Origin of the sequence: Neobacillus sp. NPDC058068 (assembly GCF_042885335.1) — a bacterium.
In the GTDB taxonomy this organism is placed as follows: domain Bacteria; phylum Bacillota; class Bacilli; order Bacillales; family Cytobacillaceae; genus Neobacillus.
The window spans coordinates 247,393-266,202 of the sequence record NZ_JBHVSI010000001.1 but is presented as its reverse complement, the minus strand read 5'-3'; the positions used below and the strand labels follow the sequence as shown (position 1 = coordinate 266,202).

The 18,810-nt window shown below is 40.1% G+C and carries 17 protein-coding genes; 8 read left to right on the top strand and 9 right to left on the bottom strand.

The features are described from left to right. Nucleotides 1-56 precede the first annotated feature (56 nt). Together ACFVSW_RS01220 and ACFVSW_RS01215 are read right to left on the bottom strand one after the other, a co-directional pair. Nucleotides 57-641, bottom strand: coding sequence for a branched-chain amino acid aminotransferase (locus tag ACFVSW_RS01220; RefSeq protein ID WP_387311284.1), 585 nt, complete (start codon nucleotides 639-641; stop codon nucleotides 57-59). Between the two features lie 137 nt (nucleotides 642-778). Continuing rightward, complete coding sequence (locus ACFVSW_RS01215; RefSeq protein ID WP_387311282.1) at nucleotides 779-2,293, bottom strand: DHA2 family efflux MFS transporter permease subunit; 1,515 nt, start codon at nucleotides 2,291-2,293, stop codon at nucleotides 779-781. Between the two features lie 185 nt (nucleotides 2,294-2,478). On the opposite strand from ACFVSW_RS01215, the gene ACFVSW_RS01210 reads away from it, so the two are divergent. Continuing rightward, a complete protein-coding gene (locus tag ACFVSW_RS01210; protein ID WP_387311280.1) occupies nucleotides 2,479-3,384 on the top strand; it encodes a TetR/AcrR family transcriptional regulator in 906 nt (301 codons plus the stop codon). 46 nt (nucleotides 3,385-3,430) lie between these two features. On the opposite strand, the gene ACFVSW_RS01205 is transcribed toward ACFVSW_RS01210, so the two are convergent. Beyond that, nucleotides 3,431-3,832 (bottom strand): hypothetical protein, encoded by a 402-nt coding sequence (locus ACFVSW_RS01205; protein WP_387311278.1) that lies wholly within the window; start codon nucleotides 3,830-3,832, stop codon nucleotides 3,431-3,433. Between the two features lie 95 nt (nucleotides 3,833-3,927). Beyond that, nucleotides 3,928-4,413 carry a PaaI family thioesterase gene (locus ACFVSW_RS01200; protein ID WP_387311276.1) on the bottom strand — a complete coding sequence of 162 codons (486 nt, stop codon included), beginning with the start codon at nucleotides 4,411-4,413 and terminating at the stop codon, nucleotides 3,928-3,930. An 89-nt stretch (nucleotides 4,414-4,502) separates the two neighbouring features. On the opposite strand from ACFVSW_RS01200, the gene pepF reads away from it, so the two are divergent. Then, nucleotides 4,503-6,317, top strand: a complete 1,815-nt coding sequence (gene pepF / locus ACFVSW_RS01195; RefSeq protein ID WP_387311275.1) for an oligoendopeptidase F — start codon at nucleotides 4,503-4,505, stop codon at nucleotides 6,315-6,317. A 65-nt stretch (nucleotides 6,318-6,382) separates the two neighbouring features. On the opposite strand, the gene ACFVSW_RS01190 is transcribed toward pepF, so the two are convergent. Next, a complete protein-coding gene (locus ACFVSW_RS01190) occupies nucleotides 6,383-7,375 on the bottom strand; it encodes a VanW family protein (protein WP_387311652.1) in 993 nt (330 codons plus the stop codon). Nucleotides 7,376-7,690: 315 nt separating this feature from the next. Here ACFVSW_RS01190 and ACFVSW_RS01185 point away from each other — a divergent pair, with 315 nt between their 5' ends. Further along, a complete protein-coding gene (locus tag ACFVSW_RS01185; RefSeq protein WP_387311273.1) occupies nucleotides 7,691-8,113 on the top strand; it encodes a hypothetical protein in 423 nt (140 codons plus the stop codon). A gap of 149 nt (nucleotides 8,114-8,262) precedes the next feature. On the opposite strand, the gene ACFVSW_RS01180 is transcribed toward ACFVSW_RS01185, so the two are convergent. The 3 genes from ACFVSW_RS01180 to ACFVSW_RS01170 all read right to left on the bottom strand — a co-directional run bounded on the left by ACFVSW_RS01180 (nucleotide 8,263) and on the right by ACFVSW_RS01170 (nucleotide 12,210). Continuing rightward, the gene (locus ACFVSW_RS01180) at nucleotides 8,263-9,246 is read right to left on the bottom strand and encodes a proline dehydrogenase family protein (protein ID WP_387311271.1); all 984 of its coding nucleotides are present in this window, start codon (nucleotides 9,244-9,246) and stop codon (nucleotides 8,263-8,265) included. Between the two features lie 184 nt (nucleotides 9,247-9,430). Next, nucleotides 9,431-10,684: a cell division protein FtsZ gene (gene ftsZ, locus ACFVSW_RS01175; RefSeq protein WP_387311269.1), complete on the bottom strand. Its 1,254-nt coding sequence runs from the start codon at nucleotides 10,682-10,684 to the stop codon at nucleotides 9,431-9,433. A 215-nt stretch (nucleotides 10,685-10,899) separates the two neighbouring features. Then, nucleotides 10,900-12,210 carry a DUF4139 domain-containing protein gene (locus ACFVSW_RS01170; protein WP_387311267.1) on the bottom strand — a complete coding sequence of 437 codons (1,311 nt, stop codon included), beginning with the start codon at nucleotides 12,208-12,210 and terminating at the stop codon, nucleotides 10,900-10,902. Between the two features lie 247 nt (nucleotides 12,211-12,457). Here ACFVSW_RS01170 and ACFVSW_RS01165 point away from each other — a divergent pair, with 247 nt between their 5' ends. The 5 genes from ACFVSW_RS01165 to ACFVSW_RS01145 all read left to right on the top strand — a co-directional run bounded on the left by ACFVSW_RS01165 (nucleotide 12,458) and on the right by ACFVSW_RS01145 (nucleotide 17,799). After that, nucleotides 12,458-13,432 carry a 2-hydroxyacid dehydrogenase gene (locus ACFVSW_RS01165; RefSeq protein WP_387311265.1) on the top strand — a complete coding sequence of 325 codons (975 nt, stop codon included), beginning with the start codon at nucleotides 12,458-12,460 and terminating at the stop codon, nucleotides 13,430-13,432. 87 nt (nucleotides 13,433-13,519) lie between these two features. After that, on the top strand, nucleotides 13,520-13,714 hold the full coding sequence (locus tag ACFVSW_RS01160) for an alpha/beta-type small acid-soluble spore protein (RefSeq protein ID WP_387311263.1): 195 nt from the start codon (nucleotides 13,520-13,522) through the stop codon (nucleotides 13,712-13,714). Between the two features lie 315 nt (nucleotides 13,715-14,029). Beyond that, on the top strand, nucleotides 14,030-14,866 hold the full coding sequence (locus ACFVSW_RS01155; RefSeq protein ID WP_387311261.1) for an SDR family oxidoreductase: 837 nt from the start codon (nucleotides 14,030-14,032) through the stop codon (nucleotides 14,864-14,866). A gap of 196 nt (nucleotides 14,867-15,062) precedes the next feature. Next, nucleotides 15,063-16,451: a TldD/PmbA family protein gene (locus ACFVSW_RS01150; RefSeq protein ID WP_387311259.1), complete on the top strand. Its 1,389-nt coding sequence runs from the start codon at nucleotides 15,063-15,065 to the stop codon at nucleotides 16,449-16,451. Between the two features lie 4 nt (nucleotides 16,452-16,455). Beyond that, on the top strand, nucleotides 16,456-17,799 hold the full coding sequence (locus ACFVSW_RS01145) for a TldD/PmbA family protein (RefSeq protein ID WP_387311258.1): 1,344 nt from the start codon (nucleotides 16,456-16,458) through the stop codon (nucleotides 17,797-17,799). A gap of 115 nt (nucleotides 17,800-17,914) precedes the next feature. On the opposite strand, the gene ACFVSW_RS01140 is transcribed toward ACFVSW_RS01145, so the two are convergent. Then, complete coding sequence (locus tag ACFVSW_RS01140; RefSeq protein WP_387311257.1) at nucleotides 17,915-18,766, bottom strand: 3-hydroxyacyl-CoA dehydrogenase NAD-binding domain-containing protein; 852 nt, start codon at nucleotides 18,764-18,766, stop codon at nucleotides 17,915-17,917. Between the last annotated feature and the right edge of the window lie 44 nt (nucleotides 18,767-18,810).

Here is an 18,810-nt window from a genome sequence, read left to right as displayed (position 1 = left end):
TAAAAAACAGGCATCGGATTCTCTTCCGATGCCCTTTTCTATCCTTATTTTTTTCCTTACTTTTCTTCCGCCGCTTCAACAAGTTTAAATAAAAACCGATAAATTAACAGCAACGCTTCGCCTATCGTTATTTCTTCAGTGAATCCATCTACATAATTCAGCGCAAAATTCAGATTCCATAATCCGTCATCATGACTAAACATTAAATCGAATTTTGCTTCTCCGCCCTGTAAATGACTATTTAAATGCTCCTTTAAGGTTTTTTCGAATTTCTTCTGAAGTTTTAATCCTAACATGACGTCATAAGTCCCAAAGACATCATCTGCCTCTAATGAAACAGCTTCAACTCCAATCAACTCAAACCAATTGGACTCTAAATAAATAAACTCATTTTTATGCTTTTTCAGGTAAACAAGTGGCTCCGATAAGAATGAGGAATTCTCATTCTTAATCATATTTTCTGATTCTTTATCACAACGTTCAATATAAGCATCTACAAATCGAGCGTTAGGATCCTTCACGTCAATTTGGCTGTTTTCAACTAACTTATTTTTTTCAACATAGTCTTTTTCTTCTTTAAACATCGCAAAGGCGTCGCTGTTTTGTTCTGATATGTATTGTTTGATTTGATCTTTTAACATGAAAAAATCCTCCCATTGAAACATTTCTTCTTTTAATATAGTGTTTTTTTGCAGACAAAAGCAAATTTGTTCTACTTCACAAACTGCTTAAGCAAAAAAAATAGAGGTGACTATGAAAGTCACCCCAGAGATTACCATTAATTTTCCGCTAATTTTGCCATCTTTTTAGGAGCAGGCTTAACTTCATTTGTATCTCCTGCTTGTTTTGCCCGCTTTATAAAGAAGGCGAGAATAAGCGCAACTGCAGAGATGCCAACCGTAACCAAGAATGCATCATTTATTCCTTCTAACATTGCCTTCATCATAATTTGCTGCTTCAATTCCTCAGTAGGAAGTCCTGTCAAATGTTTCATTGCAGCTTGCCCAAGTTCAGTCGCATGTGTAGTAGTCCGATTGGTCATGATCGTTACTAACAACGCTGTTCCAATCGCACCGGAAACCTGCTGTAGTGTACTGTTCATTGCAGTACCATGCGGATAAAACCGCCCAGGAAGCTGGTTTAAGCCGTTCGTTGTCACCGGCATATTCACCATTGACATTCCAAGCATCCGTACAGAATACAGAATAATTAAGTGTGTATAGGTCGTTTCAAGTGTTAATTTGCTAAAATAATAACTTGTTACCAAAGTAATTGTTAAACCAATAATCGCTAATACCCGACCGCCAAATTTATCAAACAATTTCCCTGTAATTGGCATCATAATAGCCATCAAGATTGCCCCAGGCATCATCATTAAACCTGCATCGAGCGGAGAAATTCCGCGAATGGTTTGCACATATATCGGTGTAAGAATCATCCCAGAAAACATCGCCATAGTTACGACCATTGAAATAACGGAAGATAAAGCGAACATTGGGTATTTATAGATTCTGAAATTAAGCAATGGTTTTTCTTGCTTTAATTGTCGCAGAATAAATACTACTAATGATATGACCCCGACGATAAGCGTTCCATAAACTTGCGGACTATCCCAGCCCTTACTGCCTGCAGAACTGAATCCATAAAGAATACCGCCAAAACCAATGCTTGAGAGCAGCAGTGATAAGAAATCAAGACGGATATCCACTTTTTCTTTTTTATCTTTTAGTAAGAAAAAGCCAAGCAAGACAACGATAATCGCAATCGGTGTAACAAAATGGAAGAGCATTCTCCAGTCATAATGTTGGATTAACCAGCCCGATAATGTTGGTCCAATTGATGGGGCAAACATTAATACTAAACCAAAAATCCCCATTGCCATTCCCCTTTTTTCTACTGGGAAGCTAACTAACATTACATTCATTAAGAGCGGCATCAAGATGGCCGAGCCCGCAGCTTGGATCATCCTGCCCGTTAACAAAACAGGAAACACATGGGCAAAGCCCGCTAGGACGGTCCCAAGGGTGAATAATAACATCGCTGCTAAAAAAAGACGGCGAACAGAATATTTTTGTATTAAAAACGCTGTCGCTGGAATTAGTATTCCGTTAACTAACATAAAACCGGTTGCCAGCCACTGCACAGTGGAAGCTTCAACCTTTAAGTCCTTCATAATAGATGGCAGTGCAATATTTAGCAATGTGTTGTTTAACATTGCAATAAAGGCCCCGACCATCAATACGGCAATTAGCCCGTATGGTGGACGATTCGTTTTTTTCATGGTGTTATCCATTCTATTTCCCCCTATAAACTACTAGTTCATTTTTTTATACCCCTGTTATACACTTAGCTAATAATATACTCTCAGTTCAACTTTTGCAAGTAAAAAAAACATAAAAGTTATGCGTTTGTATTCAGTCTATAAATAAGGTAGTATAAATTTATACAGTAAGTACAAATCAAACAAAAGGTGATTATATGTACAACCGGAAACAAAATGTGATTAAGATGGCACATCAATTATTTGTCGAAAAGGGCTTCCACGCTACCTCTATTCAAGACATTTTAGATTATAGCGGCATTTCTAAAGGGACATTTTATAATTATTTTTCATCAAAAAGCGAGTTATTAATCGGTATTTATAAAACAATTTACAAGGAACTTGAAAAAGAGCGCACTGATTTATTAGTGGGCCATGATCTATCAGATATCGAGATATTTATGAAACAAATGGAATTGCAGCTGATTTCAAATAAAAAGAATAAGTTAATCGCCCTTTATGAAGAAGTCATGGCTTCCAATGATATCGACCTTAAACAATTCATTCAAAGAAGTCGTTTTAGGACACTTCATTGGTATTATGCAAGGTTCATAGATATCTTCGGCGAGGAAAAGAAACCATACTTGCTAGATTGCGCCATCATGTTTCAGGGATTATTACAGCATAATCTTCAATATAATCGACTGGCCTTTGAAACAGGGGAAAAAATCAGCCAGGTGGTCCGGTATAGCGTCGGGCGTTTAGTGAAAATGGTTGAGGAAGTGAGCGAATCCGGCAGTCAATTGCTTGAACCTATGTATTTGGAAAAGTGGCTGCCGTCTTGTAACCACAACAATCAAACATTTAAACAACAACTTCTCCACTATGCTGTACCGTTGCGGAAAGCGATAACGAAGAACTTACTTGACGAAGGCGAACAGGAGAAATACCTCGAACTGTTAGACTTTATCCAGGATGAATTATTGCATGGAAATAAGCCTCGAAAATTTCTAATTGAAAGTGCCTTGGTATCTTTGAATAGCAGTTCATTTTGGAAAAAAGAATTGAAGCAGCTTGAAGGACTGATTGAAGATTATATTAAGCAATTAGAGGAAGTGTACTAAATAAATTTACCCCTAATCAATCGATTAGGGGTTTTTTACTTGATGCCTATGTATCGCTGTCGCTAGTAAATAAAGCTTTCTGAACATCCCAAATGATGAAATACTTTGAGTATTGCCTAGTTTCAACAATAGCTTCTTCACCATCTTTAACGAAGATTAGTCCCGAACCCATTTGTTCCTCATAATTCCAGCCTTTCGATTTCATAAATTCCTTAACGATATCATATCGGCTATCCCCGCTATTTTTCGATAAATACCGGCTGCGTTTTTCTGTTTTTGAGAACTGGACGTACTCAGAATCGTAAAGATGCAGCTTTATGGCTGATACCATTAATGGAACTGGATTTCCCTCTTGAAATAGGACAGACCCAAAAGAACTAATAATAATAGTTGATCCAAGTGCCAAAATAATAATAGAAGTAATAAATATTCTTTCCAGCTTTCCCATCCTTTTTCCTCCCGATCAAACCTCTCATACTTAATTAGACGGCTAAAGGGTGGTTTTTGTTTCAAAATGGGATATTTCAGTTTTATTACAAATATTTACTTATTGGTTAAAAAAGTACTTGGCATGACGACAGCAACGACCTCGCCAAGCGCGCAAAGAATATCATTTGCAAAAACCTCAGTTTCCACCTTAAACTTTTTCGGATGAATCTCATGGACAGTTCCAACAGCCTTTAATGGTACACCGTGTGGAGTAGGCTTAAGAAAATTGACATTTAATGAAGCGGTTACAAAACGTGGCGAGTCAACTTTTTCTCCCGGTTCATGACCATTTTTCCGATGTAGTGCCAGGGCTGCAGAACCTGTTCCGTGGCAATCGATTAGCGAAGCAACAAGTCCGCCATAAACAAATCCCGGCAATGCGAGATGCGCTTGTTCAGGTGTATAAATCGTTACGGTTTGCTCCCCGTCCCAGCCGGTTCGGAAATGATGACCCTCCTCATTCAAGCGGCCGCAACCATAACACCATGCAAAATCATCCGGATACTCATCTTGAATTGCATTTACTATTTTTTCAACCAAAGTTATTCCCCCTTTTTCAGAAAAGTATAACATATTTCTAAACCTATGATAATATTTAGTAGTACGAAATATGTAAGGAGGAATGACAAATGAAAAAAACAGTTGAAAAAAGGCTTACCCGGGCTGATGTACCGGAGGAATTGACATGGAACCTTGTGGATTTATTCCCGAATGAACAGGTTTGGGAAGCTGAGTTAGACGTGATAGATCAAGAAATCTTACGGTTTGAGAAATTTAAAGGTACCTTACATACTGGTCCAATCGCGTTACTCGATTGTTTAAGTGCCCAAGAACAACTGTTGATGAAACTCATAAAGGCCGGGACTTTTGCCAGCCTAAAGCAATCAGCCGATGGAACTGATCCGCTTAATCAAGCAAATTCAGCAAAATTCTCAGCCCTTCGGACAAAAAGTATGGCGGCCATGTCGTTTATTAACAGTGAAATTCTTGCACTTACGGAAGGGACAGTCGAAAAATACCTTCAGGAAGAACCTAGACTTGAAGATTTCCGAAAAAATCTGCTCGAGCTCCTTGAAACAAAAAAACATATCCTTTCACAAGAAACGGAAGAAGCACTGGCAGCACTTGGTGAACTGCAGGGAGCTCCATACCAAATTTATCAAATGACCAAATTAGCTGATATGGACTTTTCTTCGATTGAGGATGGAGAAGGAAATGAACTTCCTGTATCGTTTGCCTTATTTGAAAGCCGTTACGAATTCTCAGCTGATACAGCCGTTCGCAGAAAAGCATACAACTCGTTTGTTTCATCGTTAAAGCAGTATAAAAATACCATGGCCGCTACGTATGCAGCTGAAGTGAATAAGCAAGTAACGCTCGCCCGACTGCGGAAGTATGAGTCTGTTACACATATGCTGTTGGAACCGCAGCAAGTTACATTTGAAATGTACAACAATCAGATCGACATCATATATAAAGAGTTAGCACCTCATATGCGCCGCTTTGCCCAATTAAAGCAAAAGGTATTAGGACTTGACAAGATGTTGTTTTGTGATTTAAAGGCCCCTCTTGATCCTGATTTCAATCCGAAAACAACCTATGAAGAGGCCAGTCAAGTAATCTTGGACTCTCTCCAAGTAATGGGACCTGAATATTGCGCTATTATTGAGCGTGGCTTTAAAGAGAGATGGGTTGACCTCGCCGATAATGTCGGGAAATCAACCGGTGCTTTCTGCTCTAGTCCATATGGTTCACATCCATATATTCTGATTACTTGGCAGGACAACATGCGCGGCTGCTTTACCCTTGCACACGAATTCGGCCATGCGGGACATTTCTATTTAGCAAATAAAAATCAACGAATTATGAATGTTCGTCCCTCCATGTATTTCGTCGAAGCCCCTTCAACGATGAATGAAATGTTATTGGGGCAGCATTTACTCTTAGAGACGGAAGATGAGCAAATGCGCCGCTGGGTAATCTTGCAGCTGCTGGGAACCTATTATCACAACTTTGTCACCCATTTACTTGAGGCGGAATACCAGCGCAGGGTGTATGCACTTGCTGAAACAGGCAAAGCCCTTACAGCACAGACGTTAACTGAAATCACCGGAGCGATCCTTTCAGAATTCTGGGGGGACACTGTTGATATTGATGAGGGTGCAGGCCTAACTTGGATGCGCCAGCCCCATTATTATATGGGCTTATATCCATACACCTACTCAGCAGGCTTAACGGCATCGACAGCAGTTGCGCAAATGATTCAGGAAGAAGGTCAGCCTGCCGTTGACAGATGGCTTGATGTACTGCGAGCTGGCGGCACAATGAAGCCGCTGGAGCTTCTAAAACACGCAGGCATAGATATGTCAACACCAGACCCAATCCGCAAGGCAGTTGCTTATGTTGGCTCCTTAATTGATGAGTTAGAACGTTCATATCAATAAGAACAGAATAGGGTGTCAGGCACCATGTGAAAAATTCACATGGTGCCTGACACCCTTAATAACACTTAATTCTTAAGTTGGCTTTGGTAGGCGTGTGATGTTCGTATTTCGATTGTTAATGTGCCTTTTCCGTAGATGGTTTTTATTAGGAATGGAACTCCTGTTGTGTTTTGAAATTGAAAGTCCGGACCGCCATAGGAAACGGTTGCATCCCTTCCTGCAGGCACATAGCCGACAGATAAGGAATGATGATGTTTCTCTACATACTTAACGCTTAATTTGTCAACAACATTGAACAAAGTGGAAGATGTTTGGCAAATGCCCCCGCCGACCCCATCAACTAATTTCTTGTTGACAATTTCTTTCGCTATTTGATATCCATGGGCGGCATCGCTCGGTCCCACAGTCGTATTAAATGAAAAAATATCTCCGGTGCCAACAATGATATTATTAATTGCTTGTGCTGAGAGCTCAATATTTTTTGAACGGCCAACGACCGCACTAAATTTTGTTGTAAAGGATGCGACAGCTACTTCATCTAAATGGGCAGCGTCTTCCGGCTTATAGCCGCTTTCAGTCACATATAAGGGCAGCTCAACATCACCACCTACTACCGATGCCGCCATCAGCTTTTCAACCAACTCGGATTCCTCTAAAATGATTTTTGGTTTTCCTTTCAAAATTTGACCATTGGCATCCAGTTTATCTAAAATCATCCGCTGGTCATACCCAGGCGATTGATCCGTCCCCCGCGCCAGTTCCTTAGCCCACTTTTCCATTTCCTTTTTATATTTGTCATTTTCATTACCAAACCCCAAATCTACCGGAAGAAAGGATTTGACTAGATCCTTCGTCATAGGGTCGATAACATTTACCACAATAGGCTTTGGTTCCTCTTCCTTCTCCGGTTCCTCGTGGGGCTTCTTTTCAGGCTGCTGTTGCGGCTCGGTTACCTTTCCATCTAATGACTTATCTTTCACCGTTTTTTCTGTACACCCAGCCAACCCAACTAAAGTGATAATTAAAAAAATGGACAGAATCCACGTCCGTTTATTGATTTTCCGCAACTTCGCCACTTATCCTTTCATTTAATGGTGTCTAACTAGCAATCATATTAAAAAATTTAGATGGCGCCCTTCAGCTCCCACTCACCTATCCTATTCCTTCCAGCATGTCGATATTACTGCAACCTCACCACTAATTTACAAAACTAACTAACGAAGGGAGTTCCTGTATTTTAGATGCGATTTCGACATAAATCTACAAAATACACGATGCTCCGAGCAAAGGAAATTATTATATGGTATAATGAAAATATCTGATTCGCTTTTTCAGCCTTGATGAAGAAATAAATGTAAAAGGAGGTTTTTTTCATGGAACATTCAATTGAAACAGTTTATTTCTTGGAAAACCCTGAGAAGAAAATTGTGAAATTTGCAACTGGCACCCAACTTCGATATGAGGATGTAATAAAAGAGGTTTTTGGTGTAGCGAGTATCAATGATTTACAAATGATGATCCAGTATAACAAAAGTTTTCAAACTAGCATTTGTAATAGCCATGGAATAAGTGAAAAGAAGATTACACTTGATAAAATCATTCGGATTGCATCTAAGGTGGATATGCTTCTTTTAAAAAAGCAAATAATGGACCAAGAAAGAAATAGCATTGGCGAATTTCTTGAAGCGAACATCCCCATCACACGCCCCTTTGATACCATAATAAAACTGCAAGAAGGAATTTTTCAATGGGATGACAATGAATCTTCATATAATTCAGTAAACTCACGCGCCTGACCCCTTTGTGGTTAACAAAAATTAACCTACAAAGGCAAGGTTCTTTTTTTTAAATTTTAAGAGCTGACGACAAAAAACCGCTAGGATTTAGGTTCCAACGGTTTTTTTTGTTCCCAGTCTTATCGATAATAAGCTGACAAATCGTAAATTTATTTACGTTTATTACTCTTCTTCTTCGTTATTCTTCCCAACAAAAACGCTCCTGCCGCTACGCCGAGGATGGTATTGGTTTTTTTGTTAAATACTTGTTTGGCTACCAGATTTAAGTTTTGCGGTCTTTCGGCAAGACGTCTCATGAAATAGCCATACCAGTCATTTCCAAATGGTACATAAGTACAGAAGTTGTAGCCTTCGCTTGCTAGTTTTAACTGCAGGTCTTTTCTGAACCCATAAAGCATTTGAAATTCGAATTTTTCTTTGGGAATGTTGTTCTTTTTAACAAATTCCTTTACATGATTAATGATTTGATGATCATGAGTGGCAATCGATGTAAATTTTCCGTTAAGCAGATGCCATTCAGTAATCTTGATAAAGTTCGCATCGATATCTTTTTTATCCGGGTAAGCGATTTCTTCCGACTCTTTATAAGCACCTTTTACAATCCGAATCCGGAAGTTCCGATATTTTTCAAGATATTCTTGTGCCTGGCGGAAGTAAGACTGAATAACCGTTCCGACATTCTCATATTCAAGTGAAAGATCATCTAAAAGATCAAGTGTCGGCTGCAGGTGGCTGTAGTCTTCCATATCGATATTAACAAAAATTCCATAGTTGTTAGCTTTGTCGACAATTTCTTTGACGTTGTTTAAACAAAAGTGATAGTCAATATCTAATCCTAATTGTGTCGGTTTCAAAGAAATATGTGCATCCACTTGATTCTTATAAATCGCTTCAATAACCTTAAGAATTTGTTCTCTCGCTTCTACCGCTTCTTCTTCTTTGAAGACGAATTCTCCTAAGTTATCAACAGTACAAGAGATTCCGTGGGCATTAAGCTCTTTAATACTTTTGATTGCTTCTTCTATATTGGTGCCGGCTACAACTGTTTGCGCTCCCATTTTTAACCCATACTTTTTAGCTGTATTATTAAGAAATTGATTTTGGGATAAACCCATGAAAAAATCTTTTAACATAGCGATTTCTCCTTGCAGTTAAATTTACAAGTTTATTATAGCATACGCTTTCAATAAAAATTATTTTGCGAATATTTTCAATTTAATATTGTGAGAAATGGTAATGTTAAAAGGTTTGGAAGATTTAAACGGCGTACAAAAGGGTGTCAGGCACACTTCGCACCTGCCACCCAATTATCAGTTATTATCTATTCCTTCTGTTTCGATTCCGCAAGAAGGCAGGGATATCCAGTGATTTTTCTGTCTCTTGACCATACCGGCTGCTATCACTGTGCGATTCTCTTGTCTCTAGTTTATTATCCTCATTATTATACAGCGTTTCTTCAGAATACTCCCATTGCCCGCGGACGTTTTCATGCGTTGGTTTCTCTGATTCCTGCCACCCATAATAATGAACTGGTTCCTCTACTTTAGGTCTTTCACGTCTAGGCTGCCCTTGGAAATTTGACTTTGGCAGTGCTTCCCTTGAGGATTTTGAAGATGGTTTCTCCTTATCCATAAATCCAGTGGCAATGACTGTTATCATGATTTCATCCTTAAAGTTTTCGTTAATGCTCGAACCGAAAATCATGTTCAATTCCTTATCAGCTGCAGAAGCGACAATATCCGCCGCCGCTTGCACTTCAAACAGACTTAAATTACTGCCGCCTGTTATGTTCATTAAAACGCCTTGGGCTCCATCGATAGATGTCTCAAGCAGCGGGCTCGAAATAGCTTTTTTGGCTGCATCAACAGCACGATTTTCCCCCTTTGCCAACCCAATCCCCATTAATGCCGTGCCTTGATTAGACATAATCGTTTTCACGTCAGCAAAATCAAGATTAATTAATCCCGGGACAGCAATTAAGTCGGAAATACCCTGCACACCCTGACGAAGAACATTATCCGCTTCCCGGAATGCTTCAACCATCGGTGTTCTTTTATCGACAATCTGTAATAAGCGATCATTTGGCACAATAATTAAGGTGTCTACCGCTTGCCTCATTAACTCAATGCCGCTGGCTGCATTTAATCGGCGTTTATGCCCTTCAAATCCAAACGGACGCGTTACAACACCAATTGTTAGGGCGCCAAGCTCATGGGATATTTCTGCTATTGCCGGCGCAGCTCCTGTTCCCGTTCCCCCGCCCATTCCTGCTGTAACGAAAACCATGTCGGCACCCTTTAAAACTTCTTGAAGCTGACTTCTGCTCTCTTCCACTGCTTTCCTGCCAATTTCCGGATTTGCCCCTGCTCCTAAGCCTCTTGTTAATGAGGCGCCAATTTGCATCCTTATCCCGGCCTTCGATGAGTTAAGTGCTTGGGCATCGGTATTCACAGCAATAAATTCAACACCTTGAACACCATCCTCAATCATTCGGTTTACGGCGTTATTTCCGCCGCCCCCTACACCAATTACTTTAATTTTTGCCGCTTGATCTATGTCCAAGTCCCACATAATTCTTCCTCCTAATTTCCATTCACTATTATAAATAATTTAGCGATAATTTTTTTATAATTTAGTAGCTTTACAATTAAAAACTCTATATTTAGATATTTTACCAATATAATAGCGTTTTTTATATAGTCCTCAGGACATTCCTTTTAAAAAAATGTCATGAAACATCCAAATCGTTAGTTGGATTTTTCCCGACATTTCATTTTCAGCGATTATTAATCGTCAGACTTCTTAATCTCCATGTAAATGGAACGGTCACTAGTAATCCCGAAGCTGATCGTTTTCTCTTCCCCTGACGCTACCTCTGCCCAAAATTCGATATGGTTGGCGTCTACTGATTTAAACTCATCAGTTGATTCCTCAATCTTCCAAAAACGGTCACTAATGTAATGGTTAATTTTAATCAGGACGCTTTCACTCTTTCGGTTTTTCAAAATGTATTCATGTTTTTCATATTCGTAGTTTTTCATTTTATAGCGTTTTAAAATTTTGCTTTCACAAACAATATCAAAGGCATTGCCGATATATAAGGAAATGTTTTCATCCTTCGTGGTGTGGGAAATACGGTCTTCACCGATAAATTCAGTCGTGTTCTCTACGCAATCGTCTTGATAGACTTTAATCTTCCCTTTAGGCAGAGGAATTCCCATACGATTAGGTACAGAATTCTTGATCTCGAGCATGACTTTCGGATTTTCACTATAGGAATCAAACTCGTAGTAGCGTTTAAAAATGCCATTTTCAACGTGGATAAACTTAATTTGTTTTTTCTGATTATCCTTTAATGTGGTCGTTCCTTTTAAAGTATAAATATGGTAGTCTGCGAATGGCTTTTCCTCGAAATGTTCTTCCATATTCGTGAGGCTATAAACAACTGGCTCTATATCATAAGCTCTTCCCTCTTCTGCGCGGTTCACATCGCCAGCTAAAACCTTTAGCTTGGCATCAAGAAAAGCAGCTCCTGAAAAATTCTCAATTTCTACCCATCCGCTAAGGTCAAACGTCTCATCCTTAAGTTTGAGCACATAATTGGATTCCCAGCTAATCCCTTTTGTTATGTAAGATACATTGATAGATTTAGAGTTTGATGGGGTCACTTTCCAGACAAGTGCGGGTTTAACAATTAATTCATCAGGAAGTTTTGGCAAAATAATCTCCCCGGTCGGATCAAGGACAATTTCTTTCGTCGCGGCATTTTCCAAAACAAGTCCGCCGCTCACACTCAGCAAGCGATACTCGGCTTTTTCTCTCGATTTACTATCTTGTAAAAGAACCGTGTGATCCATATACTTTTCCAGCAGCTTTGATTTATCTACTAAATCAAAATCATAGTTCAACTCTTGCACTTCAACACCGGAAACAATGATAGAATCGGTTTCAATCTTTTTGGCAACATCTAAATAATGAACAATGGTCTCATTCTCCTGTGGTGCATAATCCCTCGTCTCTTTCACAACAGCAAAATTGTCATTATAAATCGTTAATGATAGGTTTTGAGTATTAGCAGAAGAAGATTTGTAGACCATAATTTGATTCCTCCCATTAATTAAGATATTTATACACATTTTAACATGAATATCCATCGTTCTACCAAAACTTCCTGTAAAATAATCGGATTATTCAGTAAGAATGATTCTTTTTCAACAGCCAAATTATAAAACCATATCCAGCATCTAATTTTCAGAATTGTTGACTCTGAGAAAATTTTGTGTCACTTTAAAGAAGAATTGTCCTATTCAACCCTTACTTCCATAGGAGAGGAGCTCACTCCTAATGAGCAGAAAAATTATTGCCTATAACTTTGTCTTAACTGAGACACTTGAACAATTAGATGACAACTTTGAAGTAGATTTTTTTGAAGGAATTGACCCAAAAACAGATCCGGCTTTTTTAAAGGCCCTCCAAAAAGCTGAAGGTATTGTCGGCCTTGCACTCCCGGTTGATAAAGAATTACTGGACAGGGCACCCAGATTAAAAATTGTTGCGAATAATTCCACGGGCTATAACAACCTCTCAATTGAAGAGATGACAAAGCGCGGCGTTATGGGGACACATACCCCGGGAGTTCTAGAAGATACTACAGCGGATGCCATCTTCGGCATACTCCTTGCGGCGGCACGGCGCATCCCCGAGCTCGATCACTTTGTGAAGGCGGGGAATTGGAAGCAGCATTTAACGACCGAACAATATGCAGTCGATGTTCATCATAAAACATTAGGGATTATTGGCATGGGAAAAATCGGTTCAACCATCGCTAAACGCGGGCATTTCGGATTTGATATGAAGATTTTGTACCACAATCGCACCCGGAATCCAGAGGCCGAGGAAAAATATCATGCTGCATACTGTGACCTTGATACATTGCTAAAGGAATCCGATTTTGTTTGCTTAATGACCCCGCTGACACCTGAAACAGAGAATTTAATCGGCGAACGAGAATTTAAATTGATGAAAAAATCCTGTATTTTTGTCAATGGCTCGCGCGGAAAAACAGTTGATGAAAAGGCACTGATTGAGGCAATAAGAAATAATGAAATTCATGGTGCTGCCTTAGACGTTTACCATACAGAGCCACTAAGAGCTGACCATCCTATCCTCCAGTTTGCTAATGTAGTGACAACACCGCATATCGGGTCATCAACCTATGAAACCGAACTAAAAATGGCCAAGCTGGCAGTCGAGAATCTGCTGGCAGGATTAACGGGTAAACGTCCGAAGAACTTGATTAATCCTGATGTATTGAACTAGTTGTTACTATTTATTTTTAATTAGGACAATATAAATACGAGCAACTGTTTTCTATTGCTCAAAAAACTTCGGCGGGAGTGATGGATCATGGCTAGAAACAAACTTTTAGTTCCGGGTGCAGACAGTGTTCTGGATCAAATGAAAGAAGAAATTGCGGGCGAGTTTGGAGTTCAGCTTGGTGCTGATACGACCGCACGAGCAAACGGTTCAGTTGGCGGCGAAATGACAAAACGGCTTGTCGCCTATGCTGAACAATCATTACGAAATCAACAGGGTCAATAACCTTAGATTTCCGAATCAGGGTGTCCCAAGAAATATTGGGGCACCCTTTTTCGTTTAATACTATACAATCCCCGCTTGATTAAGGTTTAATAAAAATGGCTGTGTTAAAAGTGAATGTTAATTTCCGTTCCAGGCGCGAGCGGTTCGCGGGGCGGGCGGTGAGCCTCCTCGGCGCTAAAGCGCCTGCGGGGTCTCACCTGTCCCGCTGCTCCCGCAGGAGTCTCGCGCCTTCCACTCCAATCAACATTGTGCTCAAAATCAACAATGTTCTTTAACATAGCTATAAAAATAAATGCGATTTTTAAAGGAGATATCATGAGCAAAAAAACAGCAATCGTTACAGGGTCCTCGAGCGGCTTTGGTTTGTTGTGCGTCATCGAACTGGCATTGAAGGGCTTTACGGTGATTGCGACAATGAGAGATAGTAATAAAGCAACACCATTACTAGAACGTGCGAACGAAAACAATGTGGCTGATCTCATTTATATTCAACCGCTTGACGTCACATCCGCTGAGGCTATTCAGCACTTTAAAACGATTCTATCTGACTATCCATCGGTAGATGTGCTGGTAAACAATGCAGGTTTTGCACAGGGAGGCTTTAGCGAGGAGCTTTCACTAGAAGATTACCGGCAGCAATTTGAAACCAACTTCTTTGGTGTGATTGCTGTTACTAATGCGGTCCTTCCATTTATGAGAGCTAGAAATCAAGGCAGAATTATCAACATGGGCAGCATTAGCGGGAGATTCGGATTCCCAGGTTTATCTGCATATACATCATCCAAGCACGCTCTAGAAGGTTATAGCGAAAGCTTAAGACTTGAGCTCAAACCTTTTGGGATTGATGTATCGATAATCGAGCCTGGATCGTATCAAACCAATATTTGGTCTAGCGTTGACCAAATGGAAATCGATGCTGATTCGCCTTACATTTCCTTTATGGAGAGTATGCTACAAGAAGTGGAAACCGGAAAAGCAGAACATGGCAATCCGGTTGAAGTTGCAAAATTAGTTGCACAAATTGCCTCACAGCAGAAAACTCCAGCCCTTAGATATCCCATTGGTAAAGGTGTAAAGAAAAATCTGTTGCTAAAAACCATCCTGCCCTGGAAAACCATTGAAGCTGTAATGATTAAAAAGCTAAAGCAATAACCAGTAATCGCGCAAGTCAAAAATGAAGACCTTCCTTCTATTTTACTTTTTCAAATGATCACAACAATTTAGAGGTAAAATTACCCATAATGGTGGAAAATGTTGTATGATAAATAGGTGTCATCCCATAGGCAGATTCTAACTGTAGAAATCAGAATCTTTCTATTATTTTAAAAAAGAATCTGGGAGGTCTAAAATGCTAAGTCAATCTTTAATTGAAGACGTACTGACAGCAGCTTTATCAACGGGCGGGGATTTTTCGGAAATTTTCGTCGAGGATCGTTTTACGAATAACTTTACCTTGCAGAGCAGAAAAATTGAAACCTGCCTTTCCGGGCGTGATTTTGGGATTGGCATCCGTGCTTTTAAAGGATTGCAAAGCGTCTACGCCTATACAACCGATCACAGTAAGGAAGGACTTCTGAAAGCAGCTAAAAATGCCGCACAAGCGATAAGCGGGAATTCAATAATTCAGCTGTCCCCTTTTGTTCACGAGTCAGTTGAAAACATCCATCCTATCCACCTCAACCCGCAAGAGGTCGATAAATCCCGCAAGGCATCGATCATGAAAAATGCTTATGATATAGCAAAAAACTACCATTCTAGTATTTCACAGGTCACGGTCCGTTACATGGATGAAGAACAAAATGTCCTTATTGCTAATTCGGAAGGGAAATTTGCCGAAGACAAACGCGTTCGTTCAAGGCTGGCGATTCAGGCAGTAGCAGTGCGTGATAACCAAATGGAAACAGGTTTTCATGGACCGGGCGCCCATCAAGGCTTTGAATTTTTCGAGAATTTAAATATCGACCATTATGCGAATGAAGCAGCCCGAATTGCTGTGACGATGTTAGACGCAAGCCCTTGTCCAAGCGGGAAATTCCCTGTGATTATCGATAATGATTTCGGCGGCGTTATTTTTCATGAAGCCTGTGGCCATGGATTAGAGGCAACCGCTGTTGCGAAAAACAACTCTGTGTTTGCGAACCGCATTGGTGAAACGGTTGCACCGTCCATTGTTACCTATATCGATGACGGCACGATTCAAAATGAATGGGGTTCCATCAATATTGATGATGAAGGTGAAAAGGCGCGCAAAAATGTTCTCATTGAAAATGGTATTCTCAAAGGCTATTTAATTGATAAATTTAATTCAAGACGAATGAGCATGGAATCGACTGGTTCGGGAAGAAGACAATCCTTCCGCTTTGCGCCGACCTCGAGAATGACAAATACGTATATAGCCCCAGGAACATCAACACCTGAAGAAATCATCGCCAATACCGAACATGGTATTTATTCCAAATATATGGGCGGCGGTCAGGTTAACCCGTCTACAGGTGATTATAACTTTGCGGTTATGGAAGCGTATGAGGTGAAAAACGGTAAGCTCGGTAAGCCATTAAAAGGTGCCACCTTAATCGGAAATGGACCTAAAACCTTGCAGCTTGTCGATATGGTCGGGAATAATTTAGGACATGGCGCTGGAATGTGCGGTTCGCTTAGTGGAAGTATTCCGGTTAACGTCGGACAGCCAATGATCCGTGTCAGCGAAATTACCGTCGGTGGGACAAAGGGGGAATAAGTGCATGAATATACAGGAATTTCAAGCGAACCTATTTAGTGCGGCACTAGCCAGCGGTTTTACGGATGTTGAAATCTATTATGAAAAGAAAGAAGTATTTGGCTGCCAAATATTCAAAGGGGAAATTGATCAATATGAAATTGCCGAAGACGGCGGCGTTTCCTTCCGCGGGATATTTAATGGAAAAATGGGCTATGCCTATACCGAAAAAATCGACGATGCCTCCATCCCCTTCTTGTTGGATAACGCGAAAGAAAACACGTTGATCATAAATGATGAAGATAGTGAAGAAATCTTTGCCGGCAGCAGTCAATATGAGCAAGGAAACTTTTTCTCTACGGCCTTAAATGAAGTAACCATTCCTGAAAAAATACAATTTATTAAAGATGTGGAACGGGAATTACTTGCATTAGATTCAAGAATTGTTGCGACTGACTATTGCATGATTCGAACAGAAACGGTTTCGCGATCTCTTTCAAATAATAAGGGTTTGTCATTAACGGATGGAATGAATTATTTGTATGTCATTCTGGAAGCGATTGTTAAGGACGGAGAGGAAACAAAAACATCATTTGAATTTACAGTATCTAAAGACTTCCATAACTTAAATGCAAAGGAAATCGCCAAAAAAGCCGCTGAAGAAGCACTTTCTCAATTAGGTTCAAAAAATATCGAGAGCAAGGAATATCCGGTGCTTTTAAGAAATGATGCCGCAGCAAATCTATTGGCAACATACTCGCCTAATTTTTCAGCGGAAAATACACAAGCAGGGATTTCATCTTTAAAGGATAAGCTCGGAACACAGATAGCTAATCAAAAGATTACCATTGTTGATGACCCATTCCTTGAAGATGGCCTTGCCTGCAGGACGTTTGACAGTGAAGGAGTTGCAACTAAGAAACTTACATTAGTAGAGTCAGGTGTGCTGCAATCCTTACTTCACAATCAAAAAACAGCAAAAAAAGAGCAGGCTGAAACCACTGGCCATGCCTATAAGGATTCCTATAAAAGTGCTGTCAAGGTCGGTCCTTCTAATCTATATATTGAACCTTCCGAGCTCTCTTTTGAAGCTTTGCTCGCTACTATGGGCGAAGGTATTTTGATTACAAGTCTATCTGGCTTGCATTCAGGCGCCAACACAGTTTCAGGTGACTTTTCACTTGCCGCAAATGGGTTCTATGTTGCAGATGGTAAGGTTCAATACCCGGTTAATTTAATGACGATTGCAGGTAACTTTTATCAATTATTGCAGCATGTCGAGGAAATTGGCTCTGATTTAACGTTCCCGCTTTCACCGATCGGATCTCCATCGTTTTTAGTGAAATCGTTGTCGGTTACGGTAGAGTAAAAGCGCTTTTTAGAGTGGGGATCCAACTGGATTCCCACTTTATTTGTGATTTTGCAAATAATAACACCTAAAGAAGTGGTGCCTTGCACTCAATTTTTGCAAATATAATATATGCTTAATTTTCATATTCATAGAAACCGCGGCCTGTTTTCCTGCCGTAGTGACCAGCCCGAACTAGTTTGCGCAATAACGGCGCTGGGCGGTACTTTGAATCGGCTGTTTCTTCGTAAAGGGTATCGATAACCATCAGAAGTACATCCAGCCCTATCATATCAGCCAAAGCTAATGGACCTATAGGGTGATTGGCCCCAAGTCTCATACCAAGGTCAATATCTTCTTTACTTGCGATTCCTTCTTGAAGAACGAAGATCGCCTCGTTAATCATCGGCGCCAATATTCGGTTTACAGCAAACAAAGGTGCTTCGTTAACTGTTATTGATTTTTTACCAAAGCTTTCACATAAATCTTTGGCTATCAGATAAGTTTCATCCGAGGTATCATTGCCTCGGGTAATTTCGACCAGTTCCATAATTGGTACTGGATTAAAAAAGTGAGTGCCAATTACCCGATCCGGCCGCTTGGTGGCAGATGCCATCTCGGTTATACTCAAACCTGATGTATTGGAACAAAAAATCGTGTCCAGTTTGCAAATTTGATCAATCTCGCTGTATAGCTCCATCTTTTTCTCGATATTCTCGATGATAACCTCAAAAACTATATCGGCGTCCTTTAAATCTGCTAAGCTAGTGGACACGATAAGCCGATCCATTATTGCCTCAACTGAATCATTAGTTCTCCCTTTAGCTGACAGCTTCTCTAAGCTTTTGCGAATACTGCCGATACTCCTATTTAAATAATCCTGCTGCAAATCTGCCAAAATAACTTGGAAGCCAGCGCAAGCAGCTACTTGGGCGATTCCTGATCCCATGCTCCCTGCCCCAATCACACCGATTGTTTTTAGCGACATTTAAATACACCCCACTCTGTTTTGTTTATGTCTTGTTTTTTATT